General features: G+C 32.9%; 8 protein-coding genes. All 8 read left to right on the forward strand.

Going from position 1 to position 20783, the window contains the following annotated elements:
* Positions 1-241 precede the first annotated feature (241 nt).
* The 8 genes from RH95_RS05520 to RH95_RS05555 all read left to right on the forward strand — a co-directional run bounded on the left by RH95_RS05520 (position 242) and on the right by RH95_RS05555 (position 20671).
* Positions 242-13657: a SpaA isopeptide-forming pilin-related protein gene (locus RH95_RS05520; RefSeq protein ID WP_010245696.1), complete on the forward strand. Its 13416-nt coding sequence runs from the start codon at positions 242-244 to the stop codon at positions 13655-13657.
* A gap of 208 nt (positions 13658-13865) precedes the next feature.
* The gene (locus RH95_RS05525; RefSeq protein ID WP_010245699.1) at positions 13866-16046 is read left to right on the forward strand and encodes a pilin N-terminal domain-containing protein; all 2181 of its coding nucleotides are present in this window, start codon (positions 13866-13868) and stop codon (positions 16044-16046) included.
* Positions 16047-16183: 137 nt separating this feature from the next.
* The gene (locus RH95_RS05530; protein WP_036743129.1) at positions 16184-17410 is read left to right on the forward strand and encodes an LPXTG cell wall anchor domain-containing protein; all 1227 of its coding nucleotides are present in this window, start codon (positions 16184-16186) and stop codon (positions 17408-17410) included.
* A 41-nt stretch (positions 17411-17451) separates the two neighbouring features.
* Positions 17452-18372, forward strand: coding sequence for a class C sortase (locus RH95_RS05535; protein ID WP_010245704.1), 921 nt, complete (start codon positions 17452-17454; stop codon positions 18370-18372).
* Complete coding sequence (locus tag RH95_RS05540; RefSeq protein ID WP_010245707.1) at positions 18356-19183, forward strand: class C sortase; 828 nt, start codon at positions 18356-18358, stop codon at positions 19181-19183. Before RH95_RS05535 ends, RH95_RS05540 begins: the two co-directional genes overlap by 17 nt.
* Positions 19173-19994: a class C sortase gene (locus RH95_RS05545; protein WP_010245710.1), complete on the forward strand. Its 822-nt coding sequence runs from the start codon at positions 19173-19175 to the stop codon at positions 19992-19994. Before RH95_RS05540 ends, RH95_RS05545 begins: the two co-directional genes overlap by 11 nt.
* 162 nt (positions 19995-20156) lie before the next feature.
* Positions 20157-20405 (forward strand): type II toxin-antitoxin system RelB/DinJ family antitoxin, encoded by a 249-nt coding sequence (locus RH95_RS05550; protein WP_010245713.1) that lies wholly within the window; start codon positions 20157-20159, stop codon positions 20403-20405.
* On the forward strand, positions 20402-20671 hold the full coding sequence (locus tag RH95_RS05555) for a Txe/YoeB family addiction module toxin (protein ID WP_010245716.1): 270 nt from the start codon (positions 20402-20404) through the stop codon (positions 20669-20671). The genes RH95_RS05550 and RH95_RS05555 overlap by 4 nt, the downstream gene beginning before the upstream one ends.
* Positions 20672-20783 lie beyond the last annotated feature (112 nt).

The raw sequence follows: 20783 nt of genomic DNA on the forward strand, positions 1-20783 counted from the left end.
TACTACTCAAAATTCCTCATTTAATTATCTTTAAGTAATTAATTTAAAAATAAAAATTTGTTTTTGGTTATCAATTAAAGGAAAAAGCAAAGAATTTACTGGAATTATAGCCATTTTTTTTGATAATCCACGAAAATAGTATTGATATTTTTGCTCAGTTGTAATATTATACATATACCAATATTAGTGAATTATTATTTCCTAATATAGACAAAGACTTGTGATAGATAGGAGAGAAGTTATGGAGAACGCATCAAAAAGGGTTATAAGTTTTTTACTTGCAATGTTAATGATTTTAGAAGTTTTGGAGCCTACGATTGTAAGTGCCCAAAGTCTTTTAAATGAAGATACTGGACAGGTGCAACGAGAAGACAAAATATTTGACGACAGTCCAGGTGATAGAGGGAGTAGTAAAAATGAGTTTGTAATAGAGTCGAAAGACCCAAAAGAAAATGAGCAAATAGAAAAATCTAAAGCTGAACCTAAGAGAGAAGATACATCAAAAGGAACTCAAAGAAAAGAAAATCCAAAAGAAGAAAAACAAATTCACAAAGAGGAAAAACAGAACTTCAAGGAAGAAAATAGAAAACAAAATCTCAAAGAAGAAGCTCCAAAGGAAGACATAAGTAAAAATGGATATGTGTCTTGGAGAATTAAGAGCAAGGGAAAGACAAAATATAAAAGTGGCGAAAAAATAAATTACGACGGTCTATTGATAGAAGTTACAGACCAAAAGGGAAACAAGAAAGAATTAAATTATAGAGAAGTTATAAACGATAAAAATATTCGTGCAAAAGAAGAATCAAGTGGTCTTTTTGGAGCAGGATCAGTTCCTCAAAAATTAATTCTATCAACAAATGGACTTAGAGATTTAGTAATTAATATTGATGTCCAAGATAATAACGACAAAAAAGAAGAAAAATCAAGTCAAGTTCTAGATAAGGAAAATTCTAAAGATAAATTAAATAAAGATGCTATATCAGAAGAAAACAAAAATTCCGAAGATAAAGATGAAGAAAAAGAAGGTCTACTAGATAAAATAAAAGAAGGTTTAGGATTAACAAATCTTCAAAGAGCAGACAAGGAATTAAAAGAGGCTCTTGCAGATGAAGAAAATGATATAGAAAAAATCCAAAGTCTTTTAACAAAATTAGGAGAAAAATACGACTTATCAAGAGAAGACCAAAAGAAACTAATGGAAGACAATGAAGATGCAATCAAGAAGTTAATAGATAAAGATGGGGAAAAGAATTTAAGACCAAATGTACTTAAGGGAGAAGAAGGTCTAGAAAATAAAAAGTTTACTATTAGAACGGTTTTTAAAACATCGAATATAAATGGACCAATCCAAAACTATCAATATTTTAAGATTCACCTAGATGATAAGCTTACAGTAAAGGATCCATCTAGCCTAAAGTCAATAAAATATAATGGAAGAGTGATAGCAAGGCCAACTTATGATAAGGAAGCTAATACTATCACCTATAATATAGAAGGAACTATTCCAGATGATATTCAAGTCCCAATTAATATTGATGTGGACTACAACAAAGAAAACATTAAACTTGATAAAGATGGAACTTTTACCGTTGTAAATAAAGTATCAGGCCTTGGAGTTAAAGCACCAAAGGATTTATTGCCACAAAAAGTTGACAGAAATGGTAATCCTGCAGGCTCTATTATCGAACCAGGTAGAAAAGATGTTGGTGAAATTATTGAGAGAGGTAAAGAAGGCTACAAAGTAAATACAGATGCTTATGCAAACCCAGTAATCCAAGACGGAGAACTTAAAGGATATAATTGGACTATAAGAGTGATTTCAGATAAAGATCTGAAAGGCCTAGGGTATAAGGCCAACTTTACAACTGTAAAGGGCTCAGGTCTTGGAGAGATTACAAGTAGAAGTGGATCAGTTAATTTATTAGATAATAATATAAAGGATAGTTTAGGTATAAATGATTCCAAACACCATAGTCTGGCATCACCTATGCATGAAATTACTTATGAGTTATATACACCAGTGATAAATAAACAAGATTCATATATGATGGATCTATCTATTATTCTTACAGAAAAAGGTAAAGTTGGCGCAAAGAGAATAATTATCGATGAGGGTTATCCCATTGAAAAAGTAAAAGAAGCTACTCCAACACGTGTGGGGATGAATAATAGAACTACAATAATGGGTGAATTTTCTAGTAATAATAGTGCAAAATGGACAGTTACAGATGGAGTATCCACTGGAGATAAAGATGCAAAACTTCCACTAGAAGATAGAGAATTATTGGGAAATCAAAAATTTAATACTGGTCAAGTTGCAGTTTATAAAATAGATAAAGATACAGGTAGAATGGTTCAAGATGGGGCCATTGAAGTGGTGGATTCTATTCCTCAAAAGGAAACCAATCCTCAGACTATCCAAGATATTGGTACAATTGCAGTATATGAATACGATGCTAATATTAATCAAGAAGAAGATAAAAATCCATTGTCATTAAGTGGAGTTGAAATATCAAAATACGAAGATTTATTGATTGACCAAAATTGGAATCTTGAAGAAGGTCTAAAGATGCCAGAGCAAACCATAAAGGCAATTGATCCAAAGACAAATGATAAACTTGGGGAAGTTAACGTTCCAGCATCAACTAATGACGATTCTACAAGATCAATCTTAGTTCCATCTGCAAAAGTTTGGGATATTGATGAAAGAGGAAATGCAACTAGATTTATTCCAGAGATTAAACAAGACCTTCCAAAGACAAATACAATTGAAAGTGACACAGTAAATTATTACGAAAACGTCAATTACTATGATAGAAATATTGAAGGTTACTATATCCACAATAGAGCAACTAAGGAAAATATACCTAATCGAGGGAACTTCACTATTATTAAAACAGATAGCAAAGACCCTAATAAAAAACTTGCTGGAGCAACATTTAAGCTATTAGGCGGCTCACAAGTGACAACAGATGAAGAAGGCGTAGCTTTATTTTCAAATGTTGAACCAGGAACTTACACCCTATATGAAACAAAAGCACCTTATGGATATAAGGTGAACAAAGAAAATCCGACAATTACTGTAAGTAATGATGGTAGAGTAAGTGTCGTAGGAGGTAATGCAAGTATTTCTGTAGGTGACAATCCCACAAAGACTGTTGCACATGGAGGCTACCCAGAATACATGAATGCAATGCAGTATGCAGCCATCGACGAGGAAGGTAGAGTAGTAACTTATATATATTTAAAAGCTGACGAAGCGAGAAAGGGAGGCTCTACTAATAAAGACACAAGATTAAGTCTTAGAATGAATGATGGTTCTATATCCAATGTTGAAGTCTATGACGTAGATCCAACATATCAAAGAAGTAAGCTTAAGTCTAACATGGCACAGCAGACAGCTGAAGAAGTGATTCCTGAGCTAGGAGTAAGTGTATTAAATGCAGCCCATGAAGCACCTATTAGAGGCAATGGAAATGTAAGAGATTCTTTTACAAATAATCTTGGATATGAAGTAAAACTACCTGCATCAAGATTTACAAGAGATTGGGGATTTTTAGTAAAAGTTACAGGAACTGGAACAAGTCTAACTTATGATTGGTTGACAGATCAAAATACAGGTAATGAAGCAAGACTTCAAAATCAAAATGTAGTTCCATCTTCTCCAACAGATAATAAACAAACGACAATCACAATAACAAATGATGCTTTCGAAACTCGCCCAGTAGAAGTAACAAAGATGACAAAAGATAAAACTCCTGTACAAGGAGCAACTTTTGTTATAAAAAATTCTAACAAAGATGTAATCGCAACAGTATCTTCAGATGAAAATGGTAAGGCATCTTTTGGAAACCTACAAGAAGGCAAATACACAATAGAAGAAACTGAAGCCCCAGAAGGCTACGTCAAATCAAATGTTGTATTTGATGTAACAGTGGATGGTTCAAATCAAGTAACCTACGAGCCAAGATTTAAATCTGGATTGGGTTCTCCTATAAATGGTGAAGACTACTGGTTAGAAGATACAGAAGAAAGCGACTCACAAGTTAATGCAAATGTTACAGGAGTAACTCAAGACTTAATAATTAACGAAAGCCAAGCAGGAGATATTGGTATAAAGCCAGGTGTATGGGAGGCCTATAGATTAGAGTCTTTGAAGTACAATGCAAGTATAGATTTAAGTGATTCTGCGCCAGGAAAGAGATTTTCAATTCAGTTTGACCCTAATTTGGACTTCACACAATATTTTGGAGAGTTTCCTAAAATAAATATTGGTGGAAGAGAAGTAGCAGACCCATATTTTAACTATGCTACAAACAAACTAACTTATGTGTTTAACGAGAAATCTAAAGGAGGAGTTGCTACAGCAAAGATTGAACTAACTGGTATAATACCAAATAAATTCTATGCACAAAATGATGGGGAATTCCCTTTTACAATAACAGTAGCACCAGGACAAACTGGTTTAGGAAATCAAACAATAACAAGAAATATAAAAGCGGACTATGAGCAATATGACTATGACCCTGCAGGAAGGAAAACATCACAATCATATTATTTTAGAGATGTTTACAAGGCTGAAGATGGTCAATGGTATGTAACAGCATTGGCATATTATAATCCAGTATACGCAAATAAAGGGAATAATGATGTCCTCAATTTCAACTGGAAGTCTACAAAGTACCAATCTGGCAACTATGTTAATTGGATGGGCAAGGGTATCACACCTGCATTCACATTGCGAGATGTGAAAGTGTATAGAACATCTCCAAAAATTATAGAGTTACCAATAGCAGGGGCTAATGATATGTATAAGAAGGTTAACACTAATATGCCATTGTCTTATGGTATAAGACCAGAGCAGGACTTAAACACATATCATCTTATATATAGCAAAAGCATAGACCCTAATCGTTCTATAACAAATGATAGACAAGGTAGCATCACACTTAATTACAATCCAGACAAGCTAGATACATTTGGTGAAATGAGAGATAAAGGGCCTTTAAATGTACAAATGCCAAGTGTTGATAGATCTCATGATTACGGCTATATAATTGAACAAACATTTAAAATCGATGATATGGATAAGTTCAACAATAGTTGGAGAGCATTTAATATGTCCAATGGTTCATTTAATTCTGCATTCGTAACAAGGGCCAACTATAACAAGGCAAGCGGGGATCAAACTGGCGGAGAAATTCCTAAGTTCTACAGTCAAATAGTTGGACTAGTAAACAAAAAATACACTCCAGGTAACTTTAACATCAAGAAGCTTGATGATGCAAATAGAAGTAAAACTCTAGCTGGAGCAAGTTTCTCCTTAACAGATTCAGATAAACACGTTATTTATAGAAGCTCCGGAGAAGATGGAATTGTAAATTTCAATAATCTAAAGCCAGGCACCTACACTCTTAAAGAAGAAAAGTCACCAGATGGCTACATTAAATCTGACAAAGTTTGGAGAGTAAATGTTGGTAATGATGGTTATGTAACAATTACAGAAATTGGTTTAGACTCAACAGGCGAAAGTTTGACAGGAAAAGATATCACGTTAGAAGTGACTAATAAGCCAAAAGCTACAAAGTTTGTAGTATATAAAAAAGATGATGACAACAAACCACTAAAAGGAGCAGAGTTTAAACTCACTAAAAAGGGCGACAAGGATGCTTTTGCAAAAGGCACTTCGAATGAAAATGGTGTAGTAAACTTTAATAAAGATTTAGATAAAGGGACTTATATCCTAGAAGAAACAAATCCACCGTTGGGTTACAAGAAACTTAATAGTAAATGGGTGGTAGAAGTAGATGGTTCTAACAAGGCTAAAGTTTATAAATACATCGAAGGACCTAAGAATGAAACAGATGCTAAAGTTAATGAGTCCTTACTTGGAGAAAGTGGAACTAAATGGGTCAATGTTTCTAAAAGACCACTCTATGGATGGAATTTAAATGACAATAGAAGCACTGGATATGTAGATAATTATCCAGAACCATACAAAATGGGTACGAGAATTGTAGCTATAAATAAAGAAAAAAATTACGTCATTCAAAGATATGTAATAAATCCAGAAGGAAATTCTGTAACTATAAATAGGGCAATTTTTCATAGAGAAAAACCTCACTATGATAATATGACTTGGTATTATGGCAACGAAGACATTAAAATCTTTAGTCTAGATAAGAAAGTTACTGGCAATGTAGAAGATATAAGGCTAGAAAACTATAAGCTAGAAGAATTAGATAGAAAAGTTGGGAAAAGCAAAGTTGTTGTTTCAGGTGAAGGTAGATTACAACTTGATTTCAAAAATCAAACTTACACTAAGCCTATAATAGTCGATGTCAAAGTCCCTTATAAATCTGTAAATGGAGGAGTAGGTACAGGCATGGACCTCTATTATAAGGATGGTTCAATAGCATGGAAGCCCGATTACTACGAGTCTGTTACTTATATAGTAGAAGGAGAACCCGTAGTAACAGGTAGTGAAGCTGGAAGTATTAAAGGTGCTTATGTATCAGAAGACTTTTTAGATGTAACTAATAGTCGAGAAGAACATGGATTTTCTTTCAAAAAGATAGATAATGATAGTCATGATGCAGTAACAGGGGCAACTTTTAAATTGCAAGGACCAAAAGTTGATGATAATAACTTAGGCGAAGAGAGATACCAAAGGTCTGGAACTGATGGTATGGTTAATTTCAAAGATTTAGTTCCAGGAATTTATAAACTTACAGAAACAGGTCCAGCTCAAGGTTACGAACCTTCCAAGACTGATTGGAGAGTAGTAATAACTAAAGATGGCAAGGTTTATATAAGAGATAATAATCCAAGTGCGGAAGTTCCAGAAGTGCCAAAATCAACATGGCAAAAAGTTACTGACATTAATGAACAAAATTCAAGTAGAACTAGAGCATTTGGGTCTTACGATAACAATCCAGCCAATTCTGGTAAGATTGTCAAAACTTATATAACAGAAGTTGACAAGAAAAATAATAAATTCAAACAGGTTTTTGTATTTAATAAACACCCTGTATATATGGGTAATCCAGTAGTGGAAATTCATTCTTATCCAGAAAATATAAGCTTAAACGAAGAGAACACAAAAATTTTGTCTGTCAAAGAAGTTAATAAAGCTTCTGAACCAGATAAAATAGTAAACCCAGGGGCAGATGTTTCATATAATCTAAAAACTACAAATAAAAATGGAAAAGATAGATTAGTTTTAGAAACTACTTTAGCTCAAAGCAAGACCTTTGCAATAGAAGTAGAATCAACAATACCAAATTCTGGTGGTTTTGGACTTGGTTCAGATCTTAAAAACCAAGGGAGAACATATTGGGGAGCAGAATCTTATGAGTCACTAGATGGAGTAAAATTAGCACCACTAGAAGAATCCACAAGTGATAGGAATGCTACATTATATGTTGGAGAAGATAGATCTGCTAGAACTGGTAATGGTGTAGAAAATAGTTATGCACTCAAATCTAACCCTATGATGCTAGCTTTCTCATATAATATAAAGGAAGAAGAATTAGATAGAGGAGAAACACCTATACCATTTAAAACTGACACAGAATTAAAAATTGAAAGTGTCAATAAAAATATGAACTCAGTCTATGAGGGTACAGTCCTTGCAGGAGATACCGATATAATAACAAATATTCAAAGAGCAGGATTTTCTGCATACACAGATGATAAAACTATAACATCTAAGATGGCAAATACAGAAATAGCATCTAATGCAAGTTCAGAAAACTCAAATGACGAATTAAATATAGAAGATGAAGAAATACCAACACCTCAAAGAGCAGGAAGTGGTTGGGAAAAAATTGATACATCAAGATCAGAAAAACCTGATTCTAGAGCAAATCCTAATAATCCTACAAGAGTTCATACTAAAATTACAGAAATAAATAAGGATACAAAGCAGTTTAAGCAAATATTCCTAATAGATGGAAGAGATAATGCAAACAATGATTTTAACCTTAATATTCATAGGCAACCTTCAGGTTCACTGAATAAAGGAGATGTAAGTGTAAGAGTATTTACAGTAGGAAATGGATCAACTGTGGATAATATATTATCACCAGGTAAGGATTTAGCATTACAGGGTCATGTAGTAGAAGATGGTCAAAATCCAGGGCAACTAAAGATAAGATTTAATGGAACTGGTAACAGGGGATTTTCAAAAAATAATTTATTTGCAATTGAGGTTATTTCAACTTATATTGATAAGACAGACCTAGGATTAGGTATGGATTATTACTATCATAGAATCGGTAGACCAGATCAATGGCAAAAATATTGGGGAGCACAATCCTACACAAGTGCAGATGCTATTAATAGAGAATCTTACTCTGTAAGTGCAAGTTCACAGGAAAATGGAAGTGTTACTGCTAATCCAAATAAAGACTTAAAGCAAGGTGATTCTGTAACTATTACAGTAAAACCAGACCAAGGCTTTGAACTTGATAAGTTAATAGTAAATGGAAAAGATGTAACTAGAAATGTAAATAATAATAATTATACATTTACTATGCCAAATAATAATGTTACAGTTTCTGCAAGCTTTAAAGAGAAAAAAGCTACAACTTATAGTGTTTGGGTTCAAACTGTAGAAGGTGGTTCTGTAATAGCGAATCCAAGTACATCTGTGACTGAGGGAGAAGATGTAAACTTAACTATAAATCCAAATGACGGATATGAATTAGATAAAATAACTTATAATGACCCTGAGGGAAATAGTCATAGGTTGACTTCAAATAAGTTTACTATGCCAGCCTATGACGTAACACTTATGCCTGTATTTAAAAGGATACCAGAAGCAAATTATAAAATCACAATTAACCAATCACAAAATGGTTCTGTGACAGCTGATAAACAAAGTGCAAAAGCAAATGAAACTGTAAACTTAACAGTAAGTCCCGATGAAAATTTCGTGCTTGATAGCTTAACAGTGACAGATGATAAAGGCGGTAATGTAAATGTAGATAATAATAAATTTACAATGCCAGAATCAAATGTTAGAGTCTCTGCGACTTTTAAGGAAAAAGAAAATCCAACTCCTAGCGATCCAATAGATGAATTTATTCCAGAAGAAGGAAAAGATATTCTAATAAATCCAGATGGAGAGAGTCCAAAAATTGTAGAAATCACAAATAAAAAGGCAGGTATTACTCCAAAAATCTTTAAAAGAGATGGATTTGGAAATCCTCTTGAGGGAGCAACTTTTACTGTAAAGAAGATGACGGATGATACCTATAAGGTGGAAGATAATAGTTTTGCACCGTTTACCGGCACATCTGATAAAGAAGGAGTTATAAGTTTTAAAAATCAATCTGGACAAGAGATTAAGCTAGAAAAGGGTTACTATCTTCTTAAAGAAGATAAAGCTCCAATGGGATATAAAAAAGCCGCAGCTGACTGGAAGATTGAAGTAAAAGACGAAGGCGGTCGTATGTATGCTGTATATCAAGGGCCAGAAGATACAGCATCAAGCCTTATAAATGATGATGAAAAAGCTAATGCAGGGAAGTCCGCTGATAATGATGCAATTAAATACAAGTCAAGACTAACCTCAATAGATCCAGAATCAAAGACTTTCGTTCAAAGAATTTATGTAGATACTAGAGGATACAAAGGAAATGAACTATTAAATGTACAAATCATACCAAAGATTAAAAGAGAAGAAATAGATACTCCAGGAGAACATCCCAAGACTATAAAAGAAGGTGTAAAGACAGCTTATAGGACAACTTATGAGATAACAAACCCAGATGGCAATGGTGACATTAATAATGCTGAATTTGATAAGATTCTAAGAACTTATGACTTGTCAAAAAGGAATATGGCTATGATAAACACTGCAAGGTGGAGACCATTTGACTGGGGCTTTGATGAAGATCAATTAAATCTTGATAAGGGAGTCTATATAATAGATGTAGAAGGCTATTATGATGACAATATTACTGAGGAAGATATAGGAAAGATTGAACTTCACGTTGACTTCTATGAAGGAGCAAGAAAATTCGAACAGTTTACCTATAAAGATGGTAAAGAAGGCTGGTATGATGGCTATGATGCATCTTATCAAAAAGGTATGCAAGCTGTTAGAGATTTAATAGAAGAAAAATATGGAAAAGAAGAAGCAGATAAGTGGTTTGCTTCTAAGCCAGATGATCAAAAATATGCGAACTTTTTGAGTAAAGAAGCTTATTATGGTAGTGATAAATATATAGCTGGTAGAATTACACCTTCTGTAAATGAAGAACCATTTTATCATGCAGATACTAGCATAGATATAAGTACTCTCTATAATTCAAAAAGTAAAGAAGAGATACCAAAGGATGGTTTGACAATAACAAATGATGAAGAATCTTATAATATCACTTTCTCTAAACATGGTCGTGATGATTCAGATTGGAAAGACAACAGTAAAGAAGTAACAAACAACAGACTTGAAGGAGCAGTATTTAAACTCCAAGTAAGAGGTCCAGGTGGTATTTATGAAGATATGCCAGGTACAACAGTAGCATCTGCATTCAATGGTTACTTTGGTTTTAGAGGACTAAAACCGGGACGTTATAGACTAATGGAAGTAAAAGCACCAAAAGGATACATTCCAATTGATGAGCCAATCCTCCACATGACAATAGCCTATGATAAGGGCGGCATATCAGAAGAAACTGGCGAAATTACACCAGGTAGAGGAGTTATAACTCTAGAATATAATCAAAACGCAAATGGTATTATCCAGTACGCGCCAGAAACTAGAGATGAAAATGGAAATCTGATCACTCCAGAGGATGGTAAGTTAGTAGACTATGTAACATCTGCCACAGCGAAGAATATGGGTAAAATCATTAACGAGAAACCAGACAAAGGTAAGATTACAATCACTAAGAAAGATGATGATATGAACTTACTAAATGGAGCGGAGTTCAAGTTATCTAAAATTTCTGCAACTGGAGGAAAGGAAAATCAAGGCCAAGTTGAAGTAAAAACTGGTGTAGTTGGTAAATCTCCTAATGAAAATGGTAAATTAGTATTTGAAAATCTTCCAATTGGCAAATATGTATTAGAAGAAACAAAGCCTGCACCAGGCTATGAAAATAATGCCAAGAAGTGGTATTTAACTGTAGGTGGTGAAGGTCTTGACCCATATGTAAATGACACAAGTTCAGGTGGTAAAGATTTATCTAATAGTATAGAGCTTATTTCATCTGATATGGCAGTTCTTAGACCACAAACAGATGATACATCTACTGAAAATAACATTATAAAACCTCATCAAGGTGAAAACTTACAATTTACAAATAAATTTAAAGTTAAAAGCAATGTTAAAATAAATCCTGGAGATTATTTTGTATTAAAACTAAGTGACAATATTGACTTGGAAGGAATTAAACGAGGAGATAGTGCAAACTTTGATTTATTTGCAGATGGTGTAGGGACTGTAGCCAAGGCAAAATATGACAAAGAAGCCGGAACTATTACCTACAAATTTACAGAGTATGCAAACCAATATGGCTTGGAAGAATTCTCAAATACTTTGGAAGCCTATGTTAATCTAGATAGGGTCAAAAAATCTGGAAATCAAAATGTGGGAATGGGTATTGAAAATGATACAAGTAAATACAAGAATGTTGATGTTAATTATATAATTGACACGATAGAATCTAGTGACGGATCTAATAACATTAATCTAGCATCAAAGATTGTAAGCTTTAATACAAAAACTGGCGAGTTTGAACATTATTTCTATATAAATAGAAATAGAGAAGATGATACAAAAGAATTGACATTTAGTTATTCACCAAATATTGATGTTTCAAATTTAAAGTTCACGTCATATATATTGAGAAATAACGGTGATGATTATTTGAAAGATAGCATGCCAGAATCCTTTGGAGTTGATGAAAGAAATTCCAACTTATATTATGCAGGAAGTCAAGGATTTGGAAATGTATCCGCTAATGAAAAAATTACAAATAGTATAGGAACTTTTCCTATTAACAAGTCAATGATTATCAAAGTGACTGAGAAAGTAGATACAAATGAATTTGAATATTTTAAGGGAACTTCTGAACTTTATCATAAGTATTACACAAATGATAGTAATGACAATTCACAGACAAATAAATACCCGTATGTATCTAGATTCGATGAAATTTATTCATTTGATCACTCTGTTGAGGCTAGTAAAGAATTAGATATTAGAGCCATAAATCCTAAAAATAAAATAAGATTTAAAAAGATTGACCAAGAAGGTAACGTGCTTGAGGGAGCTAAATTTGCTCTTGTTAAGTATGATGAAACTAATAAAAATTGGTCTGATGTAGCTGGTACAGAAAAAACTTCTGGAAAAGATGGTTTCATAACTTATGAAAAACTACCTTCTGGTAAATATGCCCTAATAGAAAAAGAGGCACCAACAGGATATAACAAGATAGAAGGTCATATCGAAGAATTTACAGTTGGGGAAAATGGTGTAATAACTAGAGAAGTAGAAAGAACTAATAGAGAAGAAACTTCTGGTGTTAATATTGCTAAAGCATTTTCTGAAACAGCTGAAGACCTGCGAAATATTATAACAAGAGGAAATGGAAATTCTAAAAAAGTAAGTGAGCCTGTGACAAACCCAATAGACGTAATAAACTACAAGGATATTGAATTTATTAAGATAGATGCTGATGATTCCACTAATAAGCTAGAAGGTGCAGAGTTTGAACTTTATTACAAGGAAAATGCAGACGACAAAAAGTATCAGCCTTATAAAGTTACAAATGATATTGGTAAAGAAGAAACAATGAAGGTAACATCTGATAAAAATGGTAAGTTCAAATTAAATATTTCTAAAGACGGCTACTATGCCCTAAAAGAAACTAAAGCACCAGATGGATATTCTAAATTTCCAGGTATGATTAAAGAATTTAAGCTAGAAAATGGCAATATTAAGATTTTAGAAAAAGATCCATTAAAAGAAAGTTACACTAAGAGTAATAAGGGAAAACTCACAAGTGAAATACTTGAAGTGGATAAAGATAAGAAGACTTTCAAGCAAAGGATAATTATAAATCCAAATCACGACTCTTGGACATTTGACTATGATACTCAGTTTAGAATCCATACAAATAATAATTGGAGCATAGACCCGACAGATAATGATTCTAAGAGTACTGTAAAAGTTGCTGTGGTAGATAAGAATAAGAAAATATCTGATCTTACAGACAAAGACTTTACTGATAAAACAAGTTTCAACTACAATAGAGTCGATAATATTAGAAGATTTAAACTAAAAGATTTGATAAATAATAGGAATCAAACTATCACAACAGAAGATGCAATAGTTGTGGATATAAGTGGAAAACTTGCTGATAAGGCAGCTGATCCGATAGAATTAAAATCAGATATACGTTTTGACTTACAAATAATAGACGAATTAACTTATGCATTTGATATAAATGCTATTGGTGAAGCTAAAGGAGCTTATGTAGACTTTGAGGGTAAAGAACCAATTCAAGTTGAAAATAAGAAGGGTGAATATCCTCACACAGGTGGTAGAGGTACTTTAATCTTTACAATAACAGGTTTAGTGATTATGAGCGCTGCTGCTTATGTTTACAAGAGAAAAAGGAGCGTGCCTTGTGATGAATAGTACAAAGGATAATCAGAAACACCCTCCGTGAATATTTTGGTATAAGTATGAAAAGAGTTTATTTATAAATATTTTAAATAAACCCTTCAATAAAATAAGTTTGAGAGCGGTTTTCATTTCTGCTCTCGGATTTATAATTTTTTTAAAAACACAAAGGTAATAATTTGCGTTGGCAAATAATTATAGAAAAATTATAAGGAGTTATATTATGAAAAACAAAAAACTTTTATCGCTAATTTTAGCATTAGTGATGATGGTGGGAGTTTTCTCACCACTAACAGCTCTAGCGGCTGGTGAAGATGAAGGTGAAAAACCTACTGCAAACACAGTAAAAAAAGAAGACATGGTTGGTACTATAAGTTCTAATGATGTTCAAAAAGCAAAACCAGATAACACTACATTAACTATCCACAAATTAGTTGCTGATAGTTATAATGGTGGTGTTCCTGTTGATCACAATGGAGGTTCTTTAACTAATGAACAATTAGGAAAATTAGGTACAAATGTTAAAGGACTTAAAGGTGTTAAATTTACAATCTATAAGATTGAAAAAGAAGATGATTTCAAAACTATTAAAGAAGCTTCTCCTAAAACAGTTGAAGCTATGAAAACTTATGTTGACGGTGGAAAAGCTACTCTAGCAACAGCTACTGGTCTTACTAATGGTGAAACTAATGCAACTGGATCTGATGGTTCTGTAACTGTAAATCTGCCAGATGGAAATTATTGGGTAGTTGAATCCGAAAGACCTTCAAGAGTAACAAGTTCACTTGCAGTTCCATTTGGTATTACTCTTCCACTTCTTAACCAAGTTAAAGTTGGAGATAATGAAGCTGGAACTATGTATATGAAAAATGTTCACGTATATCCAAAGAACACTGAAAAGAAACCAGAAATGGATAAATACTTTGGTGAGCCAGTAGAAGGAACAGAATCAAAGAAACTAACTAAAAATCATGAAATGCATCCAGATTATCAAAAATATCTAGAAAAGAAAAAAACAATCGATGCAAGAGTTGGTTCAAAAGTTCCTTATGAAGTAAAAACTTCACTAAAAGCTGGGCAAACTTATAAAACTTTATCATGGTCAGATATTATGACTACAGGTCTTAAATATAATAAGGATCTTACAATAACTTATAAAGCAAATGGTGCAGCAGAAGAAACAACTGTAACAATTACTGCTCCAAGTACAAAAACAGAATCTGATTTTGGATTTGATGTAGTAATTAAAGATGAAGCAACAATTAAAGCTATCAATGAAGCTTTAGCTAAAGGTGATGTAGAATTCACATTAAAATACACTGCAACATTAACAAATGATGCTGTTGTTGATTTACCAGAATCAAATAACATTACATTTACTCCAGGTGAACCAAAGCACAAAAATGATAATGAGCCAGTTAAACCAACTAATGGAGAATTAGCTGTTACAAAGACTTGGGCAGAAGGAACTGCTCCAGAAGGAGTTCTTGTAACTTATATCTTATTTGAAGGAGAAAATCCAGTAGCCTCTGTAACATTAAATAAAGGTAAAATTGAATCAACTAGTTTACCAGAAGGCTTTACAGTAACAAATAATGGTTATAACGTAACATTTAAAGGTTTAGATAATAATAAACAATATAAGATCGAAGAGTTTGCTAATGGATATGATCCAGAATACACTTCAGCAAATGGAGTAAAGAATAAAGTAAATCCTGATACAATTACTCCAACTCCTCCACAAGTAGAAACTTATGGTAAGAAATTTGTTAAGACTGATGACACAGCTGAAAAGAATAGATTAGCAGGAGCTGAATTCGTTGTTAAAAATGGTACTGGTGAAGGCGCTAAGTATTTAGTTGCTAAAACAGGTGACCAAATAGCTAAAGAAGAGCAAACTGTAAAAGATGCTAAGACTGCACTTGACAATGCTATTGCAGCTTATAACAAGTTAGAAAAAGAAAAACAAACAGCTGAAGAAAGAACAAAAATTGACGATCTTCAAAAAACATATAATGATGCATTTAAGGCAGCAGGAAATGTTTATGAATGGGGAGAAAAAGATGATGCAATAGTTCTTGTTTCTGATGGCAATGGTAAATTTGAAATTACAGGGCTTGCAGAAGGAACTTACTACCTAGAAGAAACTAAAGCACCAGAAGGATTTGCAAAACTTACAAGTGATGTACCTTTCACAGTTAATAATAAATCTTACACAACAGGTGGAGAAAAAGCAATTGACTATGTTCCATCATCAAATAAAAATGATGCCCAACAAGTAGAAAATAAGAATTTAACTATCCCTCAAACTGGTGGTAAAGGTACTATTCTATTTACTATCGTTGGTATTGGATTAATGGCTGGTGCTATTGTTGCCATGAAAAAGAACAAGGAAGAAGCTTAATTTGTTAATAAGTATTAGTTTATTGTTGTCAATTGCATTGGCAATGTGAACTTGGTTATTTTATAATGTTTGTTGAATAATTATTAATATTGAAGGGGACTTCCCCTTCTGTTACATATTTTAAAAGAGAGGTAGAAATGAAGAAATTTAATAAGTTAATAATTTTATACATGGTGGCGATTATGATCTTCCTACCTCTTAGAGTGTTGGGAGCATCATCTGTAACCATAGATATAAATACTAAAGAGAATCTTAGTAAAAGTGATTTAGATGGAAGGACTGTTGCTATTTGGAAAATAAATCCGAAGTTTATTGACACTTCCATGGAAAAATCTAGGATAAATTCTATTTTGGAAAATTTTACCAATAATGAGCTTGATAGACAGCTTGAAAATTCTTTCTACAAGTGGATAGTTCATCCAAAGGAAGAAAATAATTATAATATTATTTTAAAGGATCTTGATCCTGGCCTTTATTATGTGAGAGAGATTGGAGGAGAAAATAGAGATAGAGTCCTTCTTCCCTTTGTGTTTTCTCCTGGAGAAACGAATATTATAGATGTGAAGTGGGCAAAGAAAGAAACTCCTCCACCTAATCCAGAAAAACCTCCTCATAAACCGCCTGAAGAGGAAGAGAAAAAGAAAAAGGACAATCCTCCCGATTCTCTTTTATTAAAAAAAGTTGATGAAAAGGGAAGTTCTCTTGCTGGTGCAAAGTTTACTCTTCACTATGCAAATGGCGATTTTGTAAAGACTAAAAATGGCAAAGTTGATGAGAATGGTTCTGTTGAGGAATTTGTAACTGATGACAGTGGTGAAATTTTAATTGAAAGTATTGAGCCTGGTGCTTACTTTATGAAAGAAGTTGAGGCACCAAAGGGTTATGAGATTACAAATGACAAGACTATTTTTGCTATGTTTAAGGATGACAAAAAAGTTGTCACTGTTGAAAATAAAAGAAAGACTGGAACTTACAAGTTTTTCAAAACTGATGAAACTAGAGAAACTGGTCTTGTGGGGGCAAAGTTTGTAATAACTGAAGATGTTAATAATAAGAACAAGAGAATTCAAAGGGATGGAAAAGATTTAGTTCTAAATTCTGGAGAAGATGGCAATTTTGATTCCACAGAACTTCCTTATGGAACTTATTATATTTGGGAAACTAAAGCACCAGATGGTTACAATCTTCTTGAAGGTGGATTAAAGTTTGAGATTGATGATGATTCTGACGAAGAAGTTCTTTTTATTGAAAACAGCAAAAAATCTCCACTACCTAAGACTGGCGACATAACTTTAATTGTTCTTGTAATTGCCGGTGCTATTATGATAGCTTTGGGTAAATATTTAGTTAAGGACAAAAATTAAAAAAGGGCCTTTGGGCTCTCTTTTTATTTTAGGGAGAAAAAATGAAAAAGAAAAAATCTGATAAACTTTTTATATTTATTTTTATTTTGGGGCTTGGGATTTTGTCCTATCCAATGGTTTCTGATTATTATTATAGGATTGAGGCAAATTCTCAGATTGAAGATTTTAAAGATGCAAGATCTCTTTTAAGTGATGAAGAGATAGCTGATAGGATTAGGCTTGCAAAGATTTATAATGATGAGCTTTCTAATGTTATAAAAAAAGATCCTTACAGTGAAAAGGACAAGTCAGATGCTCTTTCAAATTATGCGAGGATGCTTGAACTTAGGACGAAGATTGGAGTTGTAAAAATTCCTTCTATTGATGTGGAACTGCCAATTTATGCTGGGACTAATGAGGAAATTTTACAAAAAGGTGCAGGACATCTTGAGGGGACAAGTCTTCCAATTGGTGGAGCTTCTACTCACACTGTTATCACCGCACACTCTGGTCTTCCAACTGCAAAACTTTTTACTGATCTTGAAAAAGTGAAGATGGGTGAAAAGTTTTATATTGAAAATATTGCAGGGACTCTTGCATATCAAGTTGACCATATTGATGTCATTGAGCCAAGTAATTTTGAGCAGCTTTTGGTGGTAAAGGACAAGGACTATGCAACGCTTTTAACTTGCACGCCTATTATGATTAATACTCATAGACTTATTGTGCGAGGTCACAGAGTGCCTTATGTGCCAGAAGTTGATGATGATATTATGAGGGACAAGGGTAAAAACCTTGGCATTGATAAAAGACTTGTTGCCCTTTTAATTTTTGCTATAATTATTTTAGCGAGATTTATTATTTCTAAGATAAAAAAGAAGAAGAGAGAACTTGAAAGGGCAAAAAACATTGAAATGGCAAAGATGAATTCCACTAATGGATATAATAAGATAGAGGGAGATGACCATGAAAGAGAAGATTAAAAAAAATTGGAAAATAATTGTACTTTTTGTCATAGGTCTTTTGATTGCAATTTATCCCGTTATCTCCAACTATTATTACACAGTGGAAAACAACAACCAAATAAAAGATTTTGAAGAGGCTGTGCAAAAGTTGCCCGATGAAGAAGTAAATGAAAGGATGGATCTTGCAAAGGCGTACAATGAAACTCTTGATCCATCAAGACTTGCAGACCCATACACTGAAAGAGAGAAAAAGGGTGTAGAAAATTATGCAAGGATGATTGAAGTAAGAGAAAAAATTGGTTACATTGACATTCCAAAGATTAACCAAAAAATTCCTGTTTATGCTGGTACTTCTGAGGATGTTTTGCAACACGCTTGCGGTCATCTTGAAGGGACAAGTTTACCCATAGGTGGAGTGGACACTCACGCAGTTATAACTGCACACAGGGGTCTTCCTCAAGTTAAACTTTTTAGGGAACTTGACAAGCTTGAAATTGGCGATGAATTTTATTACACAAATGTGAGAGAAACTTTGGCATATCAAGTAGACCAAATTCTTGTAGTTGAACCATGGGATTTTGAACCGGTGCTTGTTGTGGAAGGCAAAGACCTTATGACCCTTCTTACTTGCACACCTTATATGATAAATTCACACAGACTTCTTGTTCGAGGTCACAGAGTTCCTTATATTGAGAAAAAAGCAAAAGAAGATAGTGTTAAAAAGGGATTTGATTACAAAACTTTAATTGTGCCAACAGTTATATCTTTGGCAATTATTTTTACTATTTATTATTATATAAGACGCAGGAGGAGAAAATATGAAGAGTAAGGGTAGAGTGGTCTTTGGATACTTTTTAATTATTTGCGGAATACTTCTGCCACTTGTTGCTTTTTCTTCAATGTCATATAGGGAGATAATGGCAAATAGAAATTATAAAGAATTTGTGAAAGATAAAAAAACTTTGACAAGGGAAGTTGAAAATTATAATGAAAAAGTTTTAAAGGGCGATGGCAATATTATTGACCCATTTAAGAACGAAGACTATGAAGGTTATTATGATATAGAAGGTTTGGATAAGGACGAAGTTTTTGCCTATCTTATTATTCCAAAGTTGGAGATGAAAAAGCCAATTTATCTTGATGCAACTTATGACCATTTGGACTGGGGTGTTGCCCAAGTTGAAGGGACAAGTCTTCCTCTTGGAGGAATGTCCACAAGGTCTGTTATAGCTGGTCATAGAGGTTGGTGGGGCGACCTCATGTTTTACAATGTTGAAAAGCTTGAGGCAGGCGATGAAATTTTAATTGACGGCAGAACTGGGCTTTTAAAATATGAAGTTGTGAATAAAGAAGTCATTGATCCAAGCGAATGGCAGAGAGTGCTACCAATAGAAAATAGAGATATGATTACACTTTTAACTTGTCATCCCAAAAGACCACCTAGACCAAAAAGACTTTTAATTAATGCACAGAGAGTGGAAGAAGTCCCAGAGAAAAAAGTAGAAAGTAAAAAAATAACAAAGGATAAAAATACTTCCAATTTAAAATATGCAGTCTATGGAATAACATTAGTGGGATGGATAAGTTTTGTAATTGTATTTAGAAAAATGATTGGATTTTTGAGAGGTAATAGAAGATAATTTTATAAATTTGTTAAACTATGGGTTTAGGCTCATAGTTTTTTGCGTAAAGTTTTCGCATTGTAGACTAGATTATTTAGAGAAAATTTTATTTTAAATATTTGTAGTATAATTATTTACAAATTATATAATTATGCTAAAATAAAGTTGGGAGTTGATATTGTGGCACAAATTAATATAAGAGTAGATGATGATGTTAAAAGAAAGGCAGAACTTGTCTGTCAAGATATTGGAATTTCTTTATCTTCTGCTATTAATGTTTATCTAAAAAAGATGGGAAGAGAAAGTAGAATCCCATTTGAATTATCAATAGATCCTTTTTATAGCAAAGAAAATATTGAATATTTAGAAAATAAATATAATGATTATAAAAATGGAAAATTAGAATTTGTTGAAAGAGAAATAGAATGACTAGGATTAATAGTATAAAGTGGGATTTTGAAGCATGGCAAGATTATTTATATTGGCAAAAGAATGACAGGGTAGTTTTTAAGAGAATAAATCAAATTATTAAAGATATAAAGAGAAGCCCCTTTGAAGGAATAGGAAAGCCTGAGGCATTAAGAAATAATTTGTCAGGACTTTGGAGTAGAAGAATCAATAAGGAACACAGGGTTGTTTATTTAATAGAAGAAGATACAATTGTTATATTTCAATGTAAGGGTCATTATAAGTAAGGATAGATTTGTTAAACTATGGGTTTAGGCTCATAGTTTTTTTATTTTATGTAAAAAAAATACCAGAGTTAAATAATAGCTCTGGTATTAAGTCTTATGGTTTTAATTATCT

Origin of the sequence: Peptoniphilus rhinitidis 1-13 (assembly GCF_000246925.1) — a bacterium.
Taxonomy (GTDB): domain Bacteria; phylum Bacillota; class Clostridia; order Tissierellales; family Peptoniphilaceae; genus Peptoniphilus_A; species Peptoniphilus_A lacydonensis.

What these genes read in the sequence shown, in the direction of transcription:
- RH95_RS05525 (WP_010245699.1), top strand. Translation starts at nt 13,866, where the DNA reads ATGAAAAACAAAAAACTTTTATCGCTAATTTTAGCATTAGTGATGATG.
- RH95_RS05555 (WP_010245716.1), top strand. Translation starts at nt 20,402, where the DNA reads ATGACTAGGATTAATAGTATAAAGTGGGATTTTGAAGCATGGCAAGAT.
- RH95_RS05530 (WP_036743129.1), top strand. Translation starts at nt 16,184, where the DNA reads ATGAAGAAATTTAATAAGTTAATAATTTTATACATGGTGGCGATTATG.
- RH95_RS05520 (WP_010245696.1), top strand. Translation starts at nt 242, where the DNA reads ATGGAGAACGCATCAAAAAGGGTTATAAGTTTTTTACTTGCAATGTTA.
- RH95_RS05545 (WP_010245710.1), top strand. Translation starts at nt 19,173, where the DNA reads ATGAAGAGTAAGGGTAGAGTGGTCTTTGGATACTTTTTAATTATTTGC.
- RH95_RS05540 (WP_010245707.1), top strand. Translation starts at nt 18,356, where the DNA reads ATGAAAGAGAAGATTAAAAAAAATTGGAAAATAATTGTACTTTTTGTC.
- RH95_RS05535 (WP_010245704.1), top strand. Translation starts at nt 17,452, where the DNA reads ATGAAAAAGAAAAAATCTGATAAACTTTTTATATTTATTTTTATTTTG.